The following is a 16,691-nucleotide window of genomic DNA, read 5'->3' on the forward strand; positions in this document are numbered from 1 at the left end:
ACGCACACTACCGGCCAGTACGCGTCTCGCCTATCTGTTTGGGACGTTTCACGGCTCACCGACCACGATGAACCCATCCGCCACAAAATCAACTGTGGGCCGGGGTCGGGGCGGCCTCTATCTTCTCGGCAGCCCATCCGGCGATCCACTGTGTGGCGGTCGTGCCGGAGTCGTCCACCACGTACGAGTTGTACATCGCGTGGACGGGGTTGTTGTTGTACTCGAGAAGCCGCAGTCCGCTGCCGATCCAGTTGCTCGGTTTCAACGCCTGCGCCGGAGCGTCGCAGATTCCGTCGGACGGGGCGCAGATCTCGACCGCCCGGTCGGTCAGATCACCGAAGCCACCGGGCCGGGGACCGGTCATCGTGATTCCGGGGATCTGCAGCCCGGCCAGCGACAGTTCGGCTCCGACGCCGGCGACCGGCCGGCCCACGTCGGTGGCGGCGGCCGGATCCCGGCGACCGTCGGCGATGAGCCCGACACCGAGCACCAGATCAGCCGGAATCGGCCCGTCACCTGCACCGATGCTCGACGCGACATCGCCGGCGATGACAGCGCCCTGGGAGAATCCGGTGAGCAGGAAGCTGGTGAGGGGGCACTCGGCGTGGCGACGCACCAGGATGTCGTTGGTGGCGGCCGTACCTGCGCCGCGGCTGTTGTTGTACGACTGCTGCCCGTCCGGCGGGAAGGCGACCGGGTTCGAGAACTGGGCGACGTACGGAACGGTGTACACGTCGGCGCGCGACGGCTCGAACTGCTCCTGCAGGGGCCGCGACACGTTGAGCATCAGCGACGCCGGGTTGGCCGTGGGGTTGTACGGGTCGTCCGCGGCGCTGGACTCCCACGTGCCCGGGACGACCACCACCTGAACGTCGGGGCAGGACGCCGGCTGGGCGTTGGGACGTTCGGGACCGGGCGGGATCGGGATCGGTTTGGGCAGCCGTCCTGCGAGGAGGTACCAGAGCGCGATCACTGCGACGAGAATCACCAGCAGGATCACGATCAGCACCATCAGCTTGCGCAGGAGGCTGCTCTTCTTCTTCCGCGTTCCGCGCCCGGTCAACGTCATCGGCGTCTACTTGCAGTAGGTCGCGTGGGCGACATCCATGTAGGTCTGCGCGTTGGCCGTGGCCTGCTCCTGGGTCAGTTCCTGACCCGCAGCGGACGCCTCGGTTCCGACCATCGCTGTGACGAACACCATCGTGTCGACGTCACTCTTGCCTTCGGCCTTGGCTTGGCAGATGAAGTCGGCGGTGCTGACTGCCATGGTGCCGTCGGCGGCCGGCTCGATGCCCTTGCTCTTCAGCGCGTCGAGGAACTTCTGTCCGTCGGCGCTGACGGGGACCTCGCTGGGGCCGGGGAAATCGCCCGGAACTTCCTCGGGCTGCTCCGGCGGCGCCGTCGCCGCCTCACCCGGGCTCGTCACCGGTGCGGAGGCCGACGCCGAGGCCGACGCGCTCGCGCTGGGCGCGGCGGACGCCGAGCTCTCGGCGGAGCTGGACGCCGCGGCGGATGTCGTTGCGCTGGTGGACGGGTTGGACGTCGCCGTGGAGTCGTCGCTACCGCACCCGACCAACAATCCGCTCGCTGCGACAGCGAGCGCGCCTACCGCGATCGCCCGTCGGAAGGTGGTGCTGATTCGTGAGTGCTGCGGCATCTATTTCCGTCCTTGCTTTCCAAGTCGTTGTCTCTCGACAGGGTACAGACGCAGTTCGGGCGGAAACCTGGTCCGCCGGACCCGGCCCCGCCCGCTGCGCGTGACATTTCTAGCGTTGCTCGGCCATCAGTGAATCTCGGCCTTGTTGTCGATCAGTGTGACGTAACCGGTCTGGAAGTTCTGCTGGACGCCGCCCGGGATTGCGAATTTGTCGCTGATCGGGAATCCGAGCCGACCCCCCTCGTAGCCGGCGCTCTTCCAGGCGTCGAAGATCGGCCCGTTCTCGACGGCCCAGGCGCCCGAAAGTGGACTCCAGTAGATGTTGCCGTTCTCGAACTGGTTGAACCGGCCGCCGTCCTTGACGGGGATCTCGCTGGTCTTCGGGAATCCGAGCCAGCCGCCCTCGTAGCCGAGTTCGGCGTACTTGCCCATGATCATTCCCTGCACGCGGTGCGTGCCGTTCGCGGGACTGAAATACATGGCACCGATCTCGAAGCCCTGTACCGCGCCGTCCTTGCCGGGGGTCGGAACTTCGTCGGCCACCGGGTATCCGAGCGGTCCGCCCTCCCAGCCCTGACGTGCCCACTCGTCGCGGATCGCCCCGCGGACGGCGTGCGCACCGGTCTGCGGCGTCCAGTAAACGGAGCCGTGCTCGAAGTGGTTGAAACGGCCGCGGCCGTCGGGGGTGCCCAGCTCCGGCGTCGTCGGGTAGCCGAGCGGCCCGCCCGGACCACCGGTCGCCTGGTAGACGCCGCCGATGGCACCGGCCACCGGCTGCGCGCCGGTGTCGGACTTGGCGAAGATGCGGCCGTTGCGGAAGTCCTGGACCGTTCCGCCCGCGAGGCTGTACTCGGGGGTGAGGCAATCACCGATCCACGGGTTGGCGCCCGCGACCCCGGCGATGGAACCACCGGTGGTGCACGCCGGCTTCTCGGGATCGACGTCGACGGCACTGGCGAGCTGCGGCCACAGCTGGTGCAGTTCGAACTGCCAGTACGGCCACGAGTGCGTGCCGGACGGCCGGTAGTTGACCTGCGCCGGGATGCCCAGCTTGTTGAGCTTGGTCGCGAAGGTCTGGGACGTGAGGCGAGACAGGATCTCGAGCCCCATTCCGGCGTAATTGGTGCTGACGCCGGGGATCCCGGACGGCTGATCGTACGGACCCGTGGTTCCGCTGCCGCTGGAGATGTAGAGGCTGACGCCCTTCAGCTTGTCGGCCAGCAGGTAGGGGTCGTGTTCCTCCCACGCCGAGCTGGTCGGGGGACCCCACATCGCGTTCGCGTCGAAACCGCCCGCGTCGCTCATCGCGTACGCAACCGCCTGCGGCATGCCGAGCGCGGTGGTGGTCAGCATGCCCGACAGTGAGGCGGCGAACTTGAAGAATCCTTGGTTGCGGGCCGCGAGGAACATCGCGGACGTGCCGCCCATCGAGAGACCGACGACGCCGCGTGTCTGCGTGGTGCGCCAGTCGCTTTCGAGGATCGGGGGCAGTTCCTTCGTGAGGAACGTCTCCCACTGGTAGTTCTGGCCGTTGTCCTGGGCCACCCAGTCGGAGTAGAAGCTGGACTGTCCGCCGACCGGGAGGACGACGTTGATGTTCTTGTCGGCGAAGAACGATTCGGCGTCGGTCTCGAGTGTCCAGCCGTTCTCGTTGTCCTGCGCGCGGAGACCGTCGAGCATGTAGACGGACGGGAACTTCTCCGTCGGCTTCGAGTTCCAGTCGCGTGCCAGCAGCATCTGCACCTGAATCGGCACGGCCATCGACGGCGAGTTGATCCAGATCGCGACGCGACGGTCGGAGAGCCAGTCGACGTGATGGATCGTCGCGCCGCTGGGGGCCTGCGTGGCCACCGGCGCCTGCGCGGCGGCAGGCGCCGCATGGGCGACCGGCAGAGCCGAGGCGGTGGCGGTCTGGGTGAACCCGACCGCCACCGGCACCACGAGCACAGCGGCAAGCGAGGCCAGCGTCCGCCTTCGAACATTTCCGGCCGACGAACGCTGACGTTCTGCCCTGAACAGGCCTACTCGCATGACGTTCACTCTCTCTCTGCGCGTCGAGGCCACAACACGGAGCACGGCCTCGCGTTCCGGTTCTTTCTACACGCAAACAACAGACGAGTGGGGGTGCCGCGCTGTTACAGCTGGTGCAATTGTTACGTCCCAGCTACCCGATCGTGTTGCCGAGGTCGCCGGCCAGATCGTGGATCTGCTGCTGCCAGTAACGCCACGTGTGGATACCGCGGGGCGGGAAGCTGTAGGAAACGTTCTTCGCGCCGAGGGTCGCCATCTTGACCTGGAACGCACGGGTGTTCGCCAGCGACAGAGCCTCGAGGCTCGCACCGGTGGACGCGTTGAAGACATCCATGAATCCGGTCGGTGCGGCGCCGCCGGGAGCGGGGATGCCGTTGGCGGCCGACACCCACAGGCGGGTGTTGTTGTCGCGAAGCTTGTTCGCGAACACGAACGGGTCGTTGCGCAGCCACGCCGGGTTCCACGGCGGGCCCCACATCGCGTCGACGTTGTAGCGGCCGGCGTCGAGCATCGCGATGCGGATGGCCTCACGCATACCGGGAGCCGAGATGTTCAGGTAACCGGACAGCGAGCCCGCGTAGTTGAACTGGTCCGGGTGGTATGCGGCGAGGGTCAGGGCGGCGCTGCCACCCATCGACAGGCCGATGACGCCGTTACGGGTGGACTGGAAGCCGAGGCGGTTCGCCAGGGCGTCGCGGAGTTCCTCGGTGAGGAACGTCTCCCACTTGTACGGCGTCTTCTGGCCGTTGAGGTTCGAGTTCGACAACCAGTCGGAGTAGAAGCTGGACTGCCCGCCGACCGGCTGGACGACGTTGATGTTCTGCGAGGCGAGGAACGGGCCCGCGTCGGTGTTGACCTCCCAGCCGCTGAGGTCGTCCTGCGCGCGCAGACCGTCGAGCAGGTAGACGACACGGTTGGTGTTGCCGTCGGCGGCCCGCCAGATGCGGCTCTTGATCGGCCCCATGGAGGAATCGACCCAGAAGTCCTGCGCGGCGGGGTCGAAGGCTGCGGATGCGGTTGCGCCGCCGCCCACCATGGTCACACCCAGCGGCAGTGCGACCGCCAGAGCAATTGCGGCGGCAGTACGCCTGGCCCATCCGCTTGTTCTCGTCGAACCCCCAACTCGCATGAACTCGTCTTCCCTCCGCTTGATGCGTCTCGCGCCGCGGCCGCGGCAACCACTTGATAACTCTCGTGAAAATCTCACGTACAGACGCCACCCGCACAGCGATCGCTGCGCGGGTGGCGTCTCGACGGGATCACCTTACTGACAAAGCGTTCCGTTGTGCACTCCCGGGGCAACGGAATCCGAGGTTTTCCTCTCACCCGTCCGATCCCGGACGGTGCACTTCAGGACGCGCGCGAGCCGCCCCGCCGGTGAGGCGGGGCGGCGGTCGCCACGAACGTGGTGGCGTCTAGATCACCAGGCGCCCAGCGTGTCCAGGATCTGGCCACGGGCCTTCCACAACTCCGAACCCCAGTACGGCCACGAGTGCGTGCCGTTGGCCGGGAAGTCGAAGGTGGCCGGGACACCGAGGCTGGCCAGACGCACCTGGAAGGCGCGGGTGTTGGCCAGGGCGAGGGCCTCGAGACCCATGCCGTTCGCGGTGTTGTAGTAGTCGATCGGAGCGCGCGGGTGGTCGAATTCGCCGGGCAGACCGCTGGCAGCCGAGATGAACATCGACAGGCCGTTCAGACGCGGGGCGAACACGAACGGGTCGTTTCGCAGCCACGCCGGGTTCCACGGCGGGCCCCACATCGCGTCGACGTTGAAGCGACCGGCGTCGAGCATCGCGACGCGGATCGCCTCACGCATACCGGGAGCCGAGATGTTCAGGTAGCCGGACAGCGAACCGGCGAACTTGAACTGGTCGCGGTGGTACGCGGCGAGGGTCAGGGCAGCACTGCCACCCATCGACAGGCCGAGAACGGCGTTGTTGGTGCGCGAGACACCGTAGTTGGCCAGGAAGTCGGGAAGTTCCTGCGTCAGGAACGTCTCCCACTTGTAGGTGACGGGCTGACCGTTGAAGTTGCTCGCCGAGTACCAGTCCGAGTAGAAGCTGGACTCGCCACCGACCGGCATGACCAGGGTCACGTTGTCGTTGCGGTACTGGTCGAATGCGTTGGTCTCGAAGCTCCACGCGTTGCGGTCGTTGCGTGCGCGCAGTCCGTCGAGCAGGTACAGCGCGGAGCTACCGCCGCGGGCCGCCCACTGGACCTGGACCTTGATCGGTCCCATGGAAGAGGGAACCCACAGTTCCTCGTAGCCACCCGCAGGCGCGGTCTTGGCGGGACCCGCGTGTGTCGGTGCTGCTGCGGCGACGGCTCCACCAGCGATTCCTGCGCCCACAGGCAGTACCAGTGCGACGGCGCCGATGGCCATCGCACGCTGCTTGAGGCGCTGAGACAACCTCGGTCTGGCAAAACGCATGAATACTGCTCTCTCTCTTCGTCTGCGGACTCCGCCAACTGGGCGGCTCCGGCGGATTCCGTCGGGGAACAGGCGACCTGCCGGCCCTGGCTCGACGCCGGGTCGGCAGCGGACCTCTTCCAAGTCACACTGCGCTTGGTGGACTGTATGTCACCCAAAGTTCCCTGACAAACGCTCGCGGAGCGCTTTCCGGAGAACTTCCAGACCACCGTCATCAATGACTCATCATCGACGTACATCGTCGCCGACAGCTCCCGCGTTACACAAACGAGATCTGATGTTCCGACATCGAGATCTGCCCGGGACGCCGCAGTGACACACGCCCGGCCCGGTTCGCCCTATTTGGCCGGATCAGGGAACGGCGGCTCGAGATTGCACCGCTGAATTTCGTATGCGGGAACTCGCTCGAATCGATAACTCGCCAAATGCAGCGCGTCCTTGAAATTCTGCTTGAAACGCGGCCACGTCAGTTCCGAGCGGTACGACGTCAGCAGGTCCTGCGTCTCGGGGCACGTGAGCGCGACCCGCGCCTCGGTCACCCATTCCTCGTCGAGGAATCCGGGCATCCACGGATGCTTGTCGATCATTCCCGTGTCCACCACGACCCAGTCGGGGTACAGGTTCTTGTCGTGCCCGATGCGGCCGTCGTCCATTCGCTCGGTGTGCGCCGCAAGCGGGTACGCGAGACCCATCTGGTCCAGCACCCGTACGTCGAGGCCGACGTTCATGCTTGTCATGCCGAGGTTCAGGAAGTAGACGGTGTGGCCTGCGCCGCCGTCCGGGATCGGAAGGGGCGGTGGAACGACGAACCAGTACGTGTAGTCGGCGGACGGGATCAGCAGGCCACCGTCGGGGGTGTCCGCGATGGTCTGGACCATGGCGCGCATGCGCGGGTAGTCCAGGTAGTCGTCGGCACGAATCGGGTGCGCATGACCGGTGTTGAGAACGTAGAAGGCTCGTTCGTCGACAATTCCGGAACGTCCGATAACGACACCTTCCGGCATCCCAGTCGTGTTCGACGCGAAAAATGCCCACACCACGGTGCCGACCCACAGGAATGCCATTGCCAGGAAAATCGACGATTCCTTATTACGTCCCCACGACGCACGGTCCGGAATTCGTACCGGAATAACGGCGACGGGAACGATGAAACAGAACAGAACGGGGAGAAGTACGCGGCCGTGCATGAAGTCGCCGCCCACCCGCAACGAGTACAGACCGAGGATCAGTCCGCTCGCGAGAATGAAGACGACGACGGCGTTCTGCGTGCGCAGCCACCGGCGCAGGCGGGTCAGCCGGTTCCCCTCGGTGTGACGAACACCATCGCCGATGTGCTTGTCGCGACCGCGCCAGGCGATCACCGCGCCCACGAACAGGAACACCAGCGGCAGCCACAGCAGGTACGGGCCGAGGAGGTTCCACAGGTAGGCGAAACCCTGCGACCACTTGGCACCACCGGCGTCCTTCGACACCGCGGTGTTGGGGTACGGGAGGGCGTAGTAGCCCATGCGCCAGATCTGGTAGCCCACCGGGACGATGCCGGCGACGAAGACCATCGCGACGCGCACCTTCCACGTGAGACCGGGCGCGAGGAAGATCATGGCCAGCGACGCAACACCCAGGATCGCCAGTTCGGGGCGCACGAGCGGCCCCATGCCCGCGGTGAACGCGAGGATCAGCACCGACGTGGTGGACGGGGTCGCGGCCTGGCTCCACCGGATCAGCAGCAGCCACAGCAGCGCGATCCAGAAGATGACGAGGCAGCTTTCGAGTCCCGAGGTCGCGAAGTCGCGGGCCGGGGGCACCGCGATGTAGACGAGCACACCGGCGGGCATCAGGAACAGCGTGCCGCCGCCGGCGAAGGACCCACCGCGGTAGAGGCGGGCGGTGCCGAACATGGCGAGCGCGATCGCTGCGGTGGACAGGACCAGCGCGATCGTCAGGACTACGTACTCGAGCCGGGCCTGGGAAAGCCAGCTGAACGCGTAGACGATGTACGTCCACGCGGTGCTGGTGTTGGCCTCGACACGCTCGCCCGTGTTGAAGACCGGCCCGTTGCCGGCGAGCAGGTTTCGGACCGTGCGCAGCACGATCAGACCGTCGTCGGCAATCCATCGCCGTTCCCAGGCGCCCCAGAACATCAGGAGAGCCGAGACGACCACACCCCCGAGGAAGACCACCCTCGAGAGGATGGCCTTCCGGTGGCGTTCGGTGGTCCGCTCCGCGGCGGCGTCCGAGTCCTCGGCGCCTCCTACCAAGTCAGACGAGGTAGACAGCGACACCCACCACTCCGATCCAGGCAATCGCGAGGAGTTGGAGGACACGGTCGCCCAGCGCGATCTCCTCGGGCTCCCCCGCCTCGCCGCCGTCGACGTCCACGGCGTAGCGCAGGATCGCGATGGTGAACGGCACCATGGAGATCGCGTACCAGTTGGTGCCCTTCAGGTCGTCCTGCTGGAACGCCCAGAGTCCGTAGCAGAGCACGACCGCAGTGGCGCTGAGCGTCCAGACGAAACGCAGGTACGTCGTGGTGTAGTTCTCGAGGGACTTGCGGATCTTGGCGCCCGTGCGTTCGGCGAGCTGCAGTTCCGCGTACCGCTTACCGGCCGCCATGAACAGCGAACCGAATGCCATGACCAGCAGGAACCACTGCGACAGCGCGATTTCGGCGGCCACACCACCGGCGATGGCGCGCAGCAGGAACCCGGACGAGACGATGCAGATGTCGAGCACGGCCTGGTGTTTGAGACCGAAGCAGTACGCCAGCTGGATACCGATGTAGACGGCCATCACGACCGCCAGCTGCCAGTTGGCGAGGAACGACAGGGCGATCGATCCGCCGAGCAGCACGACCGCCATCGCGAACGCCAGGTTGACGGGCAGCACACCGGCGGCGATGGGGCGGAAACGCTTGGTGGGATGCGCGCGGTCCGCTTCGACGTCCATCGCGTCGTTGACGAGGTAGATGCCGGACGCTGCCATGCAGAACACCACGAAGGCGAGCGCGACGGGAAGCAGGACGTCGGATTCCGTCGCCGTGCCCGCGGCGACGGGAGCTGCGAGGACCAGGACGTTCTTGACCCACTGACGCGGGCGAACGGCCTTGACGATGCCTGCCGCCAGGGATGTCGGGGGTCCGGTGACGACGGCCGGTTCCTCGCTCATTTCTCTCCAAACTTCTGCTCGGCCTTCAGCACCGCGACCGCAGAGGCGGCCCCCAGGGCAGATCCGGCGAGCACATCGGTCGGGTAGTGCACTCCCAGAACGAGCCGGGAGAGCAGCATCGGCGGTACCAACAACGCAGGCAAGGGTAGCCCGGTGAGGCGGCCGAGCAGCACGGCAGCCGCTGTCGTGGACGTGGCGTGCGAGGACGGGAAGCTCAATTTGCTGGGCGTCGACACGTTGACCTGGATCGACGGGTCGTTCGGCCGGGGCCGGCGGACGATGCGTTTGATCACGATCGAGGCTGCGTGAGCGCCGACGGCACCCACCGCGACGCCCGCCCACTGGCGGCGACGGGGCTTGTCGAGCGCCGCGCCGATTCCGGCGACCGCCACCCACCCGAGGGCGTGCTCACCGAAGTGGGACATCCCGCGCGCCGTCGAGACGACGCCGGGACGGCTCGCGATGGTGGACTGGATGGTCTGCAGGATCTGGACCTCACTGGATGCCGAAGACACGTTCCCACCTCTCCTTGCTGGTCAGGGCAGGAACGGCGTCCTGGTACTCGCGCTTGAGTTCGGGGAACCGCTGGGCCAGTTCGCGGCGCAGCCGGATCGCTTCCTTCAGCAGTTCGAGCGCCTGCTTCGGGTTGCGCTTGCGGTAGACGACTCCTCGCCCGTCCGCGGTGGTGACGGTGACGCCGTCCACCTGCGAGAGCAGGAACCAGCGCGCGTCCAGTGTGGGCACGTTGAGCTGGGGGCGCTCGTGGTGCTGCTCGTGCGCGGGCTTCACGTTGTGGACCAGGCCCTTGCCGAGTCGCACGATCTTCGCGAGCGGGTTCGTCGGCAGGCCGACCGCGCCGACCTCCTCACCGGAGGGCATCGGCAGGCTCGTCGACGACGGCAGCACGACGGCGTCCGGGTACTCCTTGCGCATCGCGTGCACGTCGCCGAGCGCCGTGGGCAGCAGTGCGAAGATGTGCTCGGGGCCCTGCAGGAAGTCCTCGATCGCCTTGTTCTGGATCGCGACCGTCGAGTATTCGAGGCACAGCAGGTGCTTGATCGTGGCCTTGACGGTGTTGATCACGAGGCCACGACCGTTGCCCGGCATGTGCAGCGAGGCGACGACGAGCCGGTTCCGCAGGTGGAAGTACGCCTGCCAGTCGATGGCGTCGTCCTTGTCGCTCCACGCCATGTGCCAGATCGCGGCACCGGGCATCGTGATCGTCGGGTAGCCGGCGGCACGGGCGCGCAGACCGTACTCGGCGTCGTCCCACTTGATGAAGAGCGGCAGCGGCTGACCGAGTTCCTCGGCGGCCTGCCGGGGGATCATGCACATCCACCAGCCGTTGAAGTCGACGTCGATGCGGCGGTGCAGCAGGCGCGAGTTCTCGCGGTCGCTGAGCGGGTACCGGGAGAAGTCGTGGTCGTACTCGACGTTGGGTGCGGCGGACCACATGAAGATGCGGCGGTCGACGACCTCACCCATCGTGTGCAGGTGACTGCGCTCCTGCAGGTTCAGCATCTGGCCGCCGACGAGCATGGGGGTCTTCGCGAACCGGGACATGGCGAGCGCGCGGAGGATCGAGTCGGGTTCGATCTCGATGTCGTCGTCCATGAACAGGATGTGCTGGCAGTCGGTGGTCTTCAGCGCCTCGTACATGATGCGGCTGTAGCCGCCGGATCCGCCGAGATTCGCCTGGTCGTGGATCACCAGGCGGTCGCCGAGCGCTTCCGCGGCCTCGGCGAAACCGGGCTCGTCCTTGACCTTGCGGGTGCCCTGATCGGGCACGATGACGGCCTTGACGACGTCGGTGACGAGTTCGTCGGACGCCAGCGCCGTCAGTGCCTTGACGCAGTCGGTCGGCCGGTTGAACGTGGGGATGCCCACCGCGACGGTGGCCTCACCGGGCGCCTCGACCGGCGCGAACCAGCCGGCGCTCTCCAGCACGACCTCGGTGTCGGTGGTGATGTCGAACCAGATCCAGCCGCCGTCCTCGAACGGGGCGAGCTCGATCTCGAACTCCAGCGCGGCGTCACCGTCCTGGAATTCGCGGCCCTCCACGTGGATGCGCGACGAGTCGGCCTTCGAGCGGTACACGTCGATGCGGCAGTGCCCGGACAGCTCGAGCCGCAGCACCACGGAGTTCAGGGTGCTCCACCGGCGCCAGTAGCTGGCCGGGAATGCGTTGAAATAGGTGCAGAACGACGCCTCGGACTCGGCTCCGACCGACAGCGACGTCCGCGACAGCGAATGCGCGCGGCGGCTGTTGGTCTTCGCCTCCTCCAGGTAGAGGGTGCGGACGTCGAGCGGCTCACCGGCGCGCGGCAGGATCACCCGCTGCAGCAGCGACTTGCCGAGTAACGGGGCGTCCGCGGTGACCTTCTCGGATTCGAGCAGATGTCGGGCGCTCATTCGGCATCCCCCACGAGGTCCGCACCGGATTCGAAGTGCGGACGCAGGGAGTTGTCGAACATCGAGAGCGCGCTGGCGATCGCCATGTGCATGTCCAGGTACTGGTAGGTGCCGAGACGGCCGCCGAACAGGACCTTGTTCGCGGACATCTCCTCCTTGGCGCGGTCGCGGTAGGCGGTGAGCTTCGCGCGGTCGTCCGGGGTGTTGATCGGGTAGTACGGCTCGTCCTTGCTCTCGGCGAACCGGGAGAACTCCCGCATGATGACCGTCTTGTCCTTCGGGTAGTCCCGCTCCGGGTGGAAGTGGCGGAACTCGTGGATCCGGGTGAAGGGCACGTCGGCGTCGTTGTAGTTCATGACCGGCGTCCCCTGGAAGTCACCGGTCTCCAGCACCTCGGTCTCGAAGTCGAGGGTCCGCCAGCCCAGCTCGCCCTCGGAGTAGTCGAAGTAGCGGTCGAGGGGGCCGGTGTAGACGACGGGGGCGTCGGGGCTCTCCGCGCGCAGGTCGTCGCGGACGTCGAACCAGTCGGTCTCGAGCCGGACCTCGATCTTCGGGTCCTTCGCCATGTTCTCGAGCCACGCCGTGTAGCCGTCGACGGGCAGGCCCTCGTACGTGTCGTTGAAGTAGCGGTTGTCGAACGTGTACCGCACCGGCAGTCGGGTGATGTTTCCCGCGGGCAGATTCTTCGGATCCGTCTGCCACTGCTTGGCGGTGTAGTCGCGCACGAACGCCTCGTACAGCGGCCGCCCGATCAGGGAGATCGCCTTCTCCTCCAGGTTGGACGCGGCGGCGGAGTCGATCTCGCTCGACTGCTCGGCGATCAGTTTCCGCGCCTCCTCCGGGGTGAAGTAGCGCCCGAAGAACTGCGACACCAGACCCAGCCCCATCGGGAACTGGTACGCCTGCCCCTTGTGCAGCGCGAACACCCGGTGCTGGTAGTTCGTGAATTCGGTGAACTGGGTGACGTAGTCCCACACCCTCTTGTTCGAGGTATGGAACAGGTGCGCTCCGTACTTGTGGATCTCGATTCCGGTCTCGGGCTCGGCCTCCGAATAGGCGTTTCCGCCCAGGTGGTGACGACGGTCGAGCACCAGCACACGCTTACCCAGCTGTGTTGCTGCACGCTCGGCGACGGTCAGTCCGAAAAATCCGGAGCCGACGACGATGAGGTCGTACCGGCCAGGGGCGGTTGTCTCTGGGGTTGCAGCGGTCACGATGAACCAGGGTAAGCGACTCCGCCGCCCGTGCGCGGCCAAGGGGTGCACGGACCCCCTTCCGCACGCACGAGGAGTTCTCCCTGTATTCACCGGTTCTGCAGACCTCGTTGTTCCCGCCGACGCGGCGATCGCGCTTCATGAGCGGGTGCGCATCGTCCAGCTGGCGAACTTCTACGGACCGCGGTCGGGTGGACTCCGCACGGCCCTCCACAACTGGGGTCAGGGGTACGTCGGACGCGGACACGAGGTGATCCTCGTTGTCCCAGGTCAGCGCGACTGCGAGGAGCTGTTGCCGAGCGGGGTCCTGCGGATCACCCGGTCTGCTCCCACCATCCCCGCGACGGGGGGTTATCGCGTCGTCAATCCGCGGCGGGTTGCCGACGTCGTCAGCGGGCTGCGACCCGACGTCCTCGAGGTGTCCGACCGGCTGACGCTGCGCGGTTTCGGGGGCTGGGCCCGCGCCCGCGGGGTCCGCAGTGTGGTCGTGTCACACGAACGCCTCGACCGGTTGCTCGGACAATTCCTCCCCCGGCGCGTGGCCCGCGGCTGGGCCGACGTCGCGAACCGCCGGATGGCGCGCAACTACGACGCCGTCGTCTGCACGACGGACTTCGCGAGCGAGGAGTTCACCCGGATCGGGGCCCCCAACCTGAACCGGGTCCCGCTCGGTGTGGATCTCACGATGTTCCACCCCGGCAAACACGATCAGGTGATGCGCGACTCCTACGCCGACCCGGCGCAGCGATTCCTCCTGCACTGCGGGCGCTTGTCGGTGGAGAAGCAGGTCGAACGGAGCATCGACGCGGTCCGGTTGCTGCGACGCCAGGGGCACGACGCCCGGCTCGTCATCGCCGGTGACGGCCCCCGCCGCGAGTCGCTGCAGTACCGGGCCCGCGGACTCCCCGTGCACTTCACCGGGTTCATCAGCGACAAGGGCCGCCTCGCGTCGCTGTTCGCGTCGGCGGACGTGTCGCTCGCGCCCGGACCGCACGAGACGTTCTGCCTGTCGGCGCTCGAGTCACTGGCGGCGGGCACACCGGTGGTCGCGTCACAGTCGTCGGCTCTCGCCGAGATCATCACACCGGGCTGCGGGGCGCTCGCCCGCGACCGGGGTCCGGCGTTCGCCGAAGCGGTGAGCGGCATTCTCGAGATCCCCTCGCGCACCCGCCGGGCGTCGGCCCGGCGGCGGGCCGAGGACTTCGGGTGGGCCGAGTCCGTCGACGGGATGCTCGCCGTGCTCGAGGGAACCGGTTGCGCCTAACTGCCGCCGGACGGTAACCACTCGCGGAGCACGCTGGCGTCGATCACCTGCGCGCCCAGCTTCTTCGTCCAGATGATGGTTCCGTTGGTGAACATCCGGAACTTCCCCGCCTCCGACGGCAGCATCATCTCCGGACCGACGGGTGCCCCCAGCGTGCTGTTGACGCCGCCGAGTTCCTTGTACTTCTCGGCGATCGGCGAACCCTCGGTGGTGCCGACGGTGTCCTGGTCCTCACCCGCGGACGCGAGGGTGGATTCGGGTACATCGGGGGCGGCCGGGGGTGCGGGCACGCCGAGCCCTTCACCGACGGTGAACCAGTCGGACTTGAGCTTCAGCTTGGCCCTCGCCTCGGCGCCCGTCGCCTCGGCCGTCCCCGACGATCCGACCACCTTCACGCCGGTGACGCGTCCGCCGTCGACTCCGAAGTTGTTGCGGGTGATCACCTCGAACGATTCGAGGTCTCCCACGTTGAACGCGGACGCGATGTCGCCCGCGGTCAGGGTCACTGCCCAGTCGTGGTTCGGTGACACCGTGTCACCCTGGTCCTCGACGGCCGGGAACTCGCCGCCGGCGGTGTATCCGCCTGTGGACGAGGAGAACTCGGCCGCGACCGCCTCGTTGTCCTTCGTCAGGATCATGCCCTTGGTGGAGCGGACGGCGTCGGTGGTCCGCGGGTCTTCCTTTGCGGAACCGCCATACACCTGGCAGCTCTGCGTGTCGCAGGTCTTCGCGTACTCCTCGCGGTTCTCGGCGGCGGCGTAGGAGCGGGCCGCGACGGCCTGCGCCCGAAGCGCCTCGGCCCCACCGGTGTCGGCCCAGTCGGCCTTCGCCTCGGCGGGCACGACACCCAGCAGGTAGTCGTCCATGTCGAGGACGTTGACGGTGCGCATGGCGGCGCCGTCGAGCGCGATCCCGAGGGCGCCGCGGTAGGGGGTGTCGCCGGCGCACAGCTTGAGGTGTTCGTTCACCGGGCGGTCCGGGGCCAGGTCGATCGGGTCGACCCACGGGTGGTCGGTGGCGTCCTGCCACAGGACCTCGCCGGCGCATCCGCGGGTGACCACGACGTTGGCGCCGCCGTCGGCGGTCGGGGTCAGGTGGACGGCCTCCCCCGGTCCGACGGGCTTGCCGGCGACGACGGCGCCGGCGTCGGAGTAGACGTCGAGAGCCTGGTCGTCCCGCGCCTGCAGGCGGACGCTGATCTGGGCGTCGGCGAGGGTTCCGAGCGTGGTCCCGCCGTAGTAGTGGCCGAGGATGCGCTCGGCGGCCCAACCCTGATCCTTCGCATATCCGTAGGCGCCCCACTGACCCATCCCGCGGCCGTGACCGTTGCCGTGACCGGACAGCGTGAACGGCGTGTCGGACGCGACGGTTTCCCGGACCTCCTGCCCGGAGGAGTGCAGATGCACGACCACGCCGGTGACTGCGCCGATCACGAGGACGGGTGCGATGCCGAGCGCCGACGCGCGGAGCAGCGATGCCGTGAACCCGCGCCGGGCGGGAGGGCCCGCGATGTACCGCCTCCTGCGGGTCCAGGCAGGTCTACCTGCACGAACCCCGAATTCGGTCTTCGCCATCACTGCACTCCTCATCGCTGAACAACGAGTGCTGAGACGGGGTGTGCGCCTCGTCTCAGCGGGTCCGAGAAATCCGGGATAAAGTCTCAATGTAAGGTTGAGCGTTATGGACCTGTGCGACTAGTGTGGCAAGAGTGACTGGAGTTAGCAACAACAGTCTCTTCCGTCACACGAGCATCACGAGTTGCAGACACGCGAGGTCGCTCGCAGGAAACTACAACTGAGGAGAGTCCCCCTTGCCGCACCGTCGACCGAAGCCCTCGATCGTCCTCGGGGCTGTCGCCGCTCTGGCTGTCGCAAGTCCCGTCGCGGTCTACGGCATCAGTAGCGCACCCTCCGACGTCCGCTCCACGAACGAAACCTCCAACTCGGCAGTGTCCACCGAGATCGCGCAGGTCGTGCTGTCGCAGATCCCCGACATCGTGATCCCGCTGAAGGAACTGACCGGGCTGAACCTGCCCGACGTCAACATCGGCGACCTCCGGAACCTGAAGATCCCGCCGTACCTCCACATCCCCAGCAACGTGCAGCTTCCCGGCGGAATCCAGATCCCGAGCCTGCAGATCCCTCTGAAGCTCCCCGCCCCGGGCGACGTCTCCGACCCCGCGATCCTGCCCCCGGCCGATCAGCAGCCCGGCGCGATCGTCAAGGAACTGTCCCGCGACACCCCGTTCAGCATGGTGGCGCTCACCTCCGAGACGCTCGCATCCGCGGAGTCCAAGGTCCGCGCGCTGCAGGCCGACGGAACGTGGGGCCAGTGGGTCTCCCCCGACATGATCGACACTCGTCGCACCGACAAGACCGCGTCCGACGGCAAGGTCGCCACCGAACCCGTGTACGTCGGGCTCACCAAGGCGATCCAGATCCTGACCCCGACCGGGGCGTCCGCACCCGCCGGCGCGCCCGCGCCCGAAGCGACTCCTGCTCCCGCACCGGCGCCCGA

General features: G+C 67.2%; 12 protein-coding genes and 1 pseudogene. 2 read left to right on the forward strand and 11 right to left on the reverse strand.

All coding sequences use genetic code 11. The annotated features are described in order from the left end of the window. Positions 1-88: 88 nt before the first annotated feature. From RJ1_RS34780 to glf, 10 genes are all read right to left on the reverse strand, one after another. On the reverse strand, positions 89-1,069 hold the full coding sequence (locus RJ1_RS34780) for a cutinase family protein (RefSeq protein ID WP_073366989.1): 981 nt from the start codon (positions 1,067-1,069) through the stop codon (positions 89-91). Positions 1,070-1,075: 6 nt separating this feature from the next. Then, positions 1,076-1,657, reverse strand: coding sequence for a DUF732 domain-containing protein (locus RJ1_RS34785; RefSeq protein WP_073366991.1), 582 nt, complete (start codon positions 1,655-1,657; stop codon positions 1,076-1,078). A 126-nt stretch (positions 1,658-1,783) separates the two neighbouring features. Next, positions 1,784-3,688, reverse strand: a complete 1,905-nt coding sequence (locus RJ1_RS34790; RefSeq protein WP_073367020.1) for an alpha/beta hydrolase-fold protein — start codon at positions 3,686-3,688, stop codon at positions 1,784-1,786. 133 nt (positions 3,689-3,821) lie between these two features. Next, a complete protein-coding gene (locus tag RJ1_RS34795) occupies positions 3,822-4,817 on the reverse strand; it encodes an alpha/beta hydrolase (protein ID WP_083400555.1) in 996 nt (331 codons plus the stop codon). Positions 4,818-5,108: 291 nt separating this feature from the next. Continuing rightward, complete coding sequence (locus tag RJ1_RS34800; RefSeq protein WP_073366994.1) at positions 5,109-6,119, reverse strand: alpha/beta hydrolase; 1,011 nt, start codon at positions 6,117-6,119, stop codon at positions 5,109-5,111. A 338-nt stretch (positions 6,120-6,457) separates the two neighbouring features. Next, positions 6,458-8,377 carry an arabinofuranosyltransferase AftB family protein gene (locus RJ1_RS34805; protein WP_073366997.1) on the reverse strand — a complete coding sequence of 640 codons (1,920 nt, stop codon included), beginning with the start codon at positions 8,375-8,377 and terminating at the stop codon, positions 6,458-6,460. Between the two features lies 1 nt (position 8,378). Then, positions 8,379-9,284 carry a decaprenyl-phosphate phosphoribosyltransferase gene (locus RJ1_RS34810; RefSeq protein WP_073367000.1) on the reverse strand — a complete coding sequence of 302 codons (906 nt, stop codon included), beginning with the start codon at positions 9,282-9,284 and terminating at the stop codon, positions 8,379-8,381. After that, on the reverse strand, positions 9,281-9,799 hold the full coding sequence (locus RJ1_RS34815; RefSeq protein ID WP_073367003.1) for a phosphatase PAP2 family protein: 519 nt from the start codon (positions 9,797-9,799) through the stop codon (positions 9,281-9,283). Before RJ1_RS34815 ends, RJ1_RS34810 begins: the two co-directional genes overlap by 4 nt. Continuing rightward, positions 9,780-11,696, reverse strand: coding sequence for a glycosyltransferase (locus tag RJ1_RS34820; RefSeq protein ID WP_073367006.1), 1,917 nt, complete (start codon positions 11,694-11,696; stop codon positions 9,780-9,782). Before RJ1_RS34820 ends, RJ1_RS34815 begins: the two co-directional genes overlap by 20 nt. Continuing rightward, on the reverse strand, positions 11,693-12,910 hold the full coding sequence (gene glf / locus RJ1_RS34825; protein ID WP_073367009.1) for a UDP-galactopyranose mutase: 1,218 nt from the start codon (positions 12,908-12,910) through the stop codon (positions 11,693-11,695). Before glf ends, RJ1_RS34820 begins: the two co-directional genes overlap by 4 nt. Positions 12,911-13,058: 148 nt before the next feature. Here glf and RJ1_RS34830 point away from each other — a divergent pair, with 148 nt between their 5' ends. Beyond that, positions 13,059-14,174 (forward strand): glycosyltransferase, encoded by a 1,116-nt coding sequence (locus RJ1_RS34830; protein ID WP_073367011.1) that lies wholly within the window; start codon positions 13,059-13,061, stop codon positions 14,172-14,174. On the opposite strand, the gene RJ1_RS34835 is transcribed toward RJ1_RS34830, so the two are convergent. Continuing rightward, complete coding sequence (locus RJ1_RS34835; protein ID WP_073367013.1) at positions 14,171-15,748, reverse strand: SpoIID/LytB domain-containing protein; 1,578 nt, start codon at positions 15,746-15,748, stop codon at positions 14,171-14,173. The two genes, RJ1_RS34830 and RJ1_RS34835, sit on opposite strands and share 4 nt — an antisense overlap. A 236-nt stretch (positions 15,749-15,984) precedes the next feature. Here RJ1_RS34835 and RJ1_RS34840 point away from each other — a divergent pair. Further along, positions 15,985-16,691, forward strand: a pseudogene (locus RJ1_RS34840) (N-acetylmuramoyl-L-alanine amidase); the annotation flags it as partial.

The organism is Rhodococcus jostii NBRC 16295, from assembly GCF_001894825.1.
GTDB lineage: Bacteria > Actinomycetota > Actinomycetes > Mycobacteriales > Mycobacteriaceae > Rhodococcus_F > Rhodococcus_F jostii.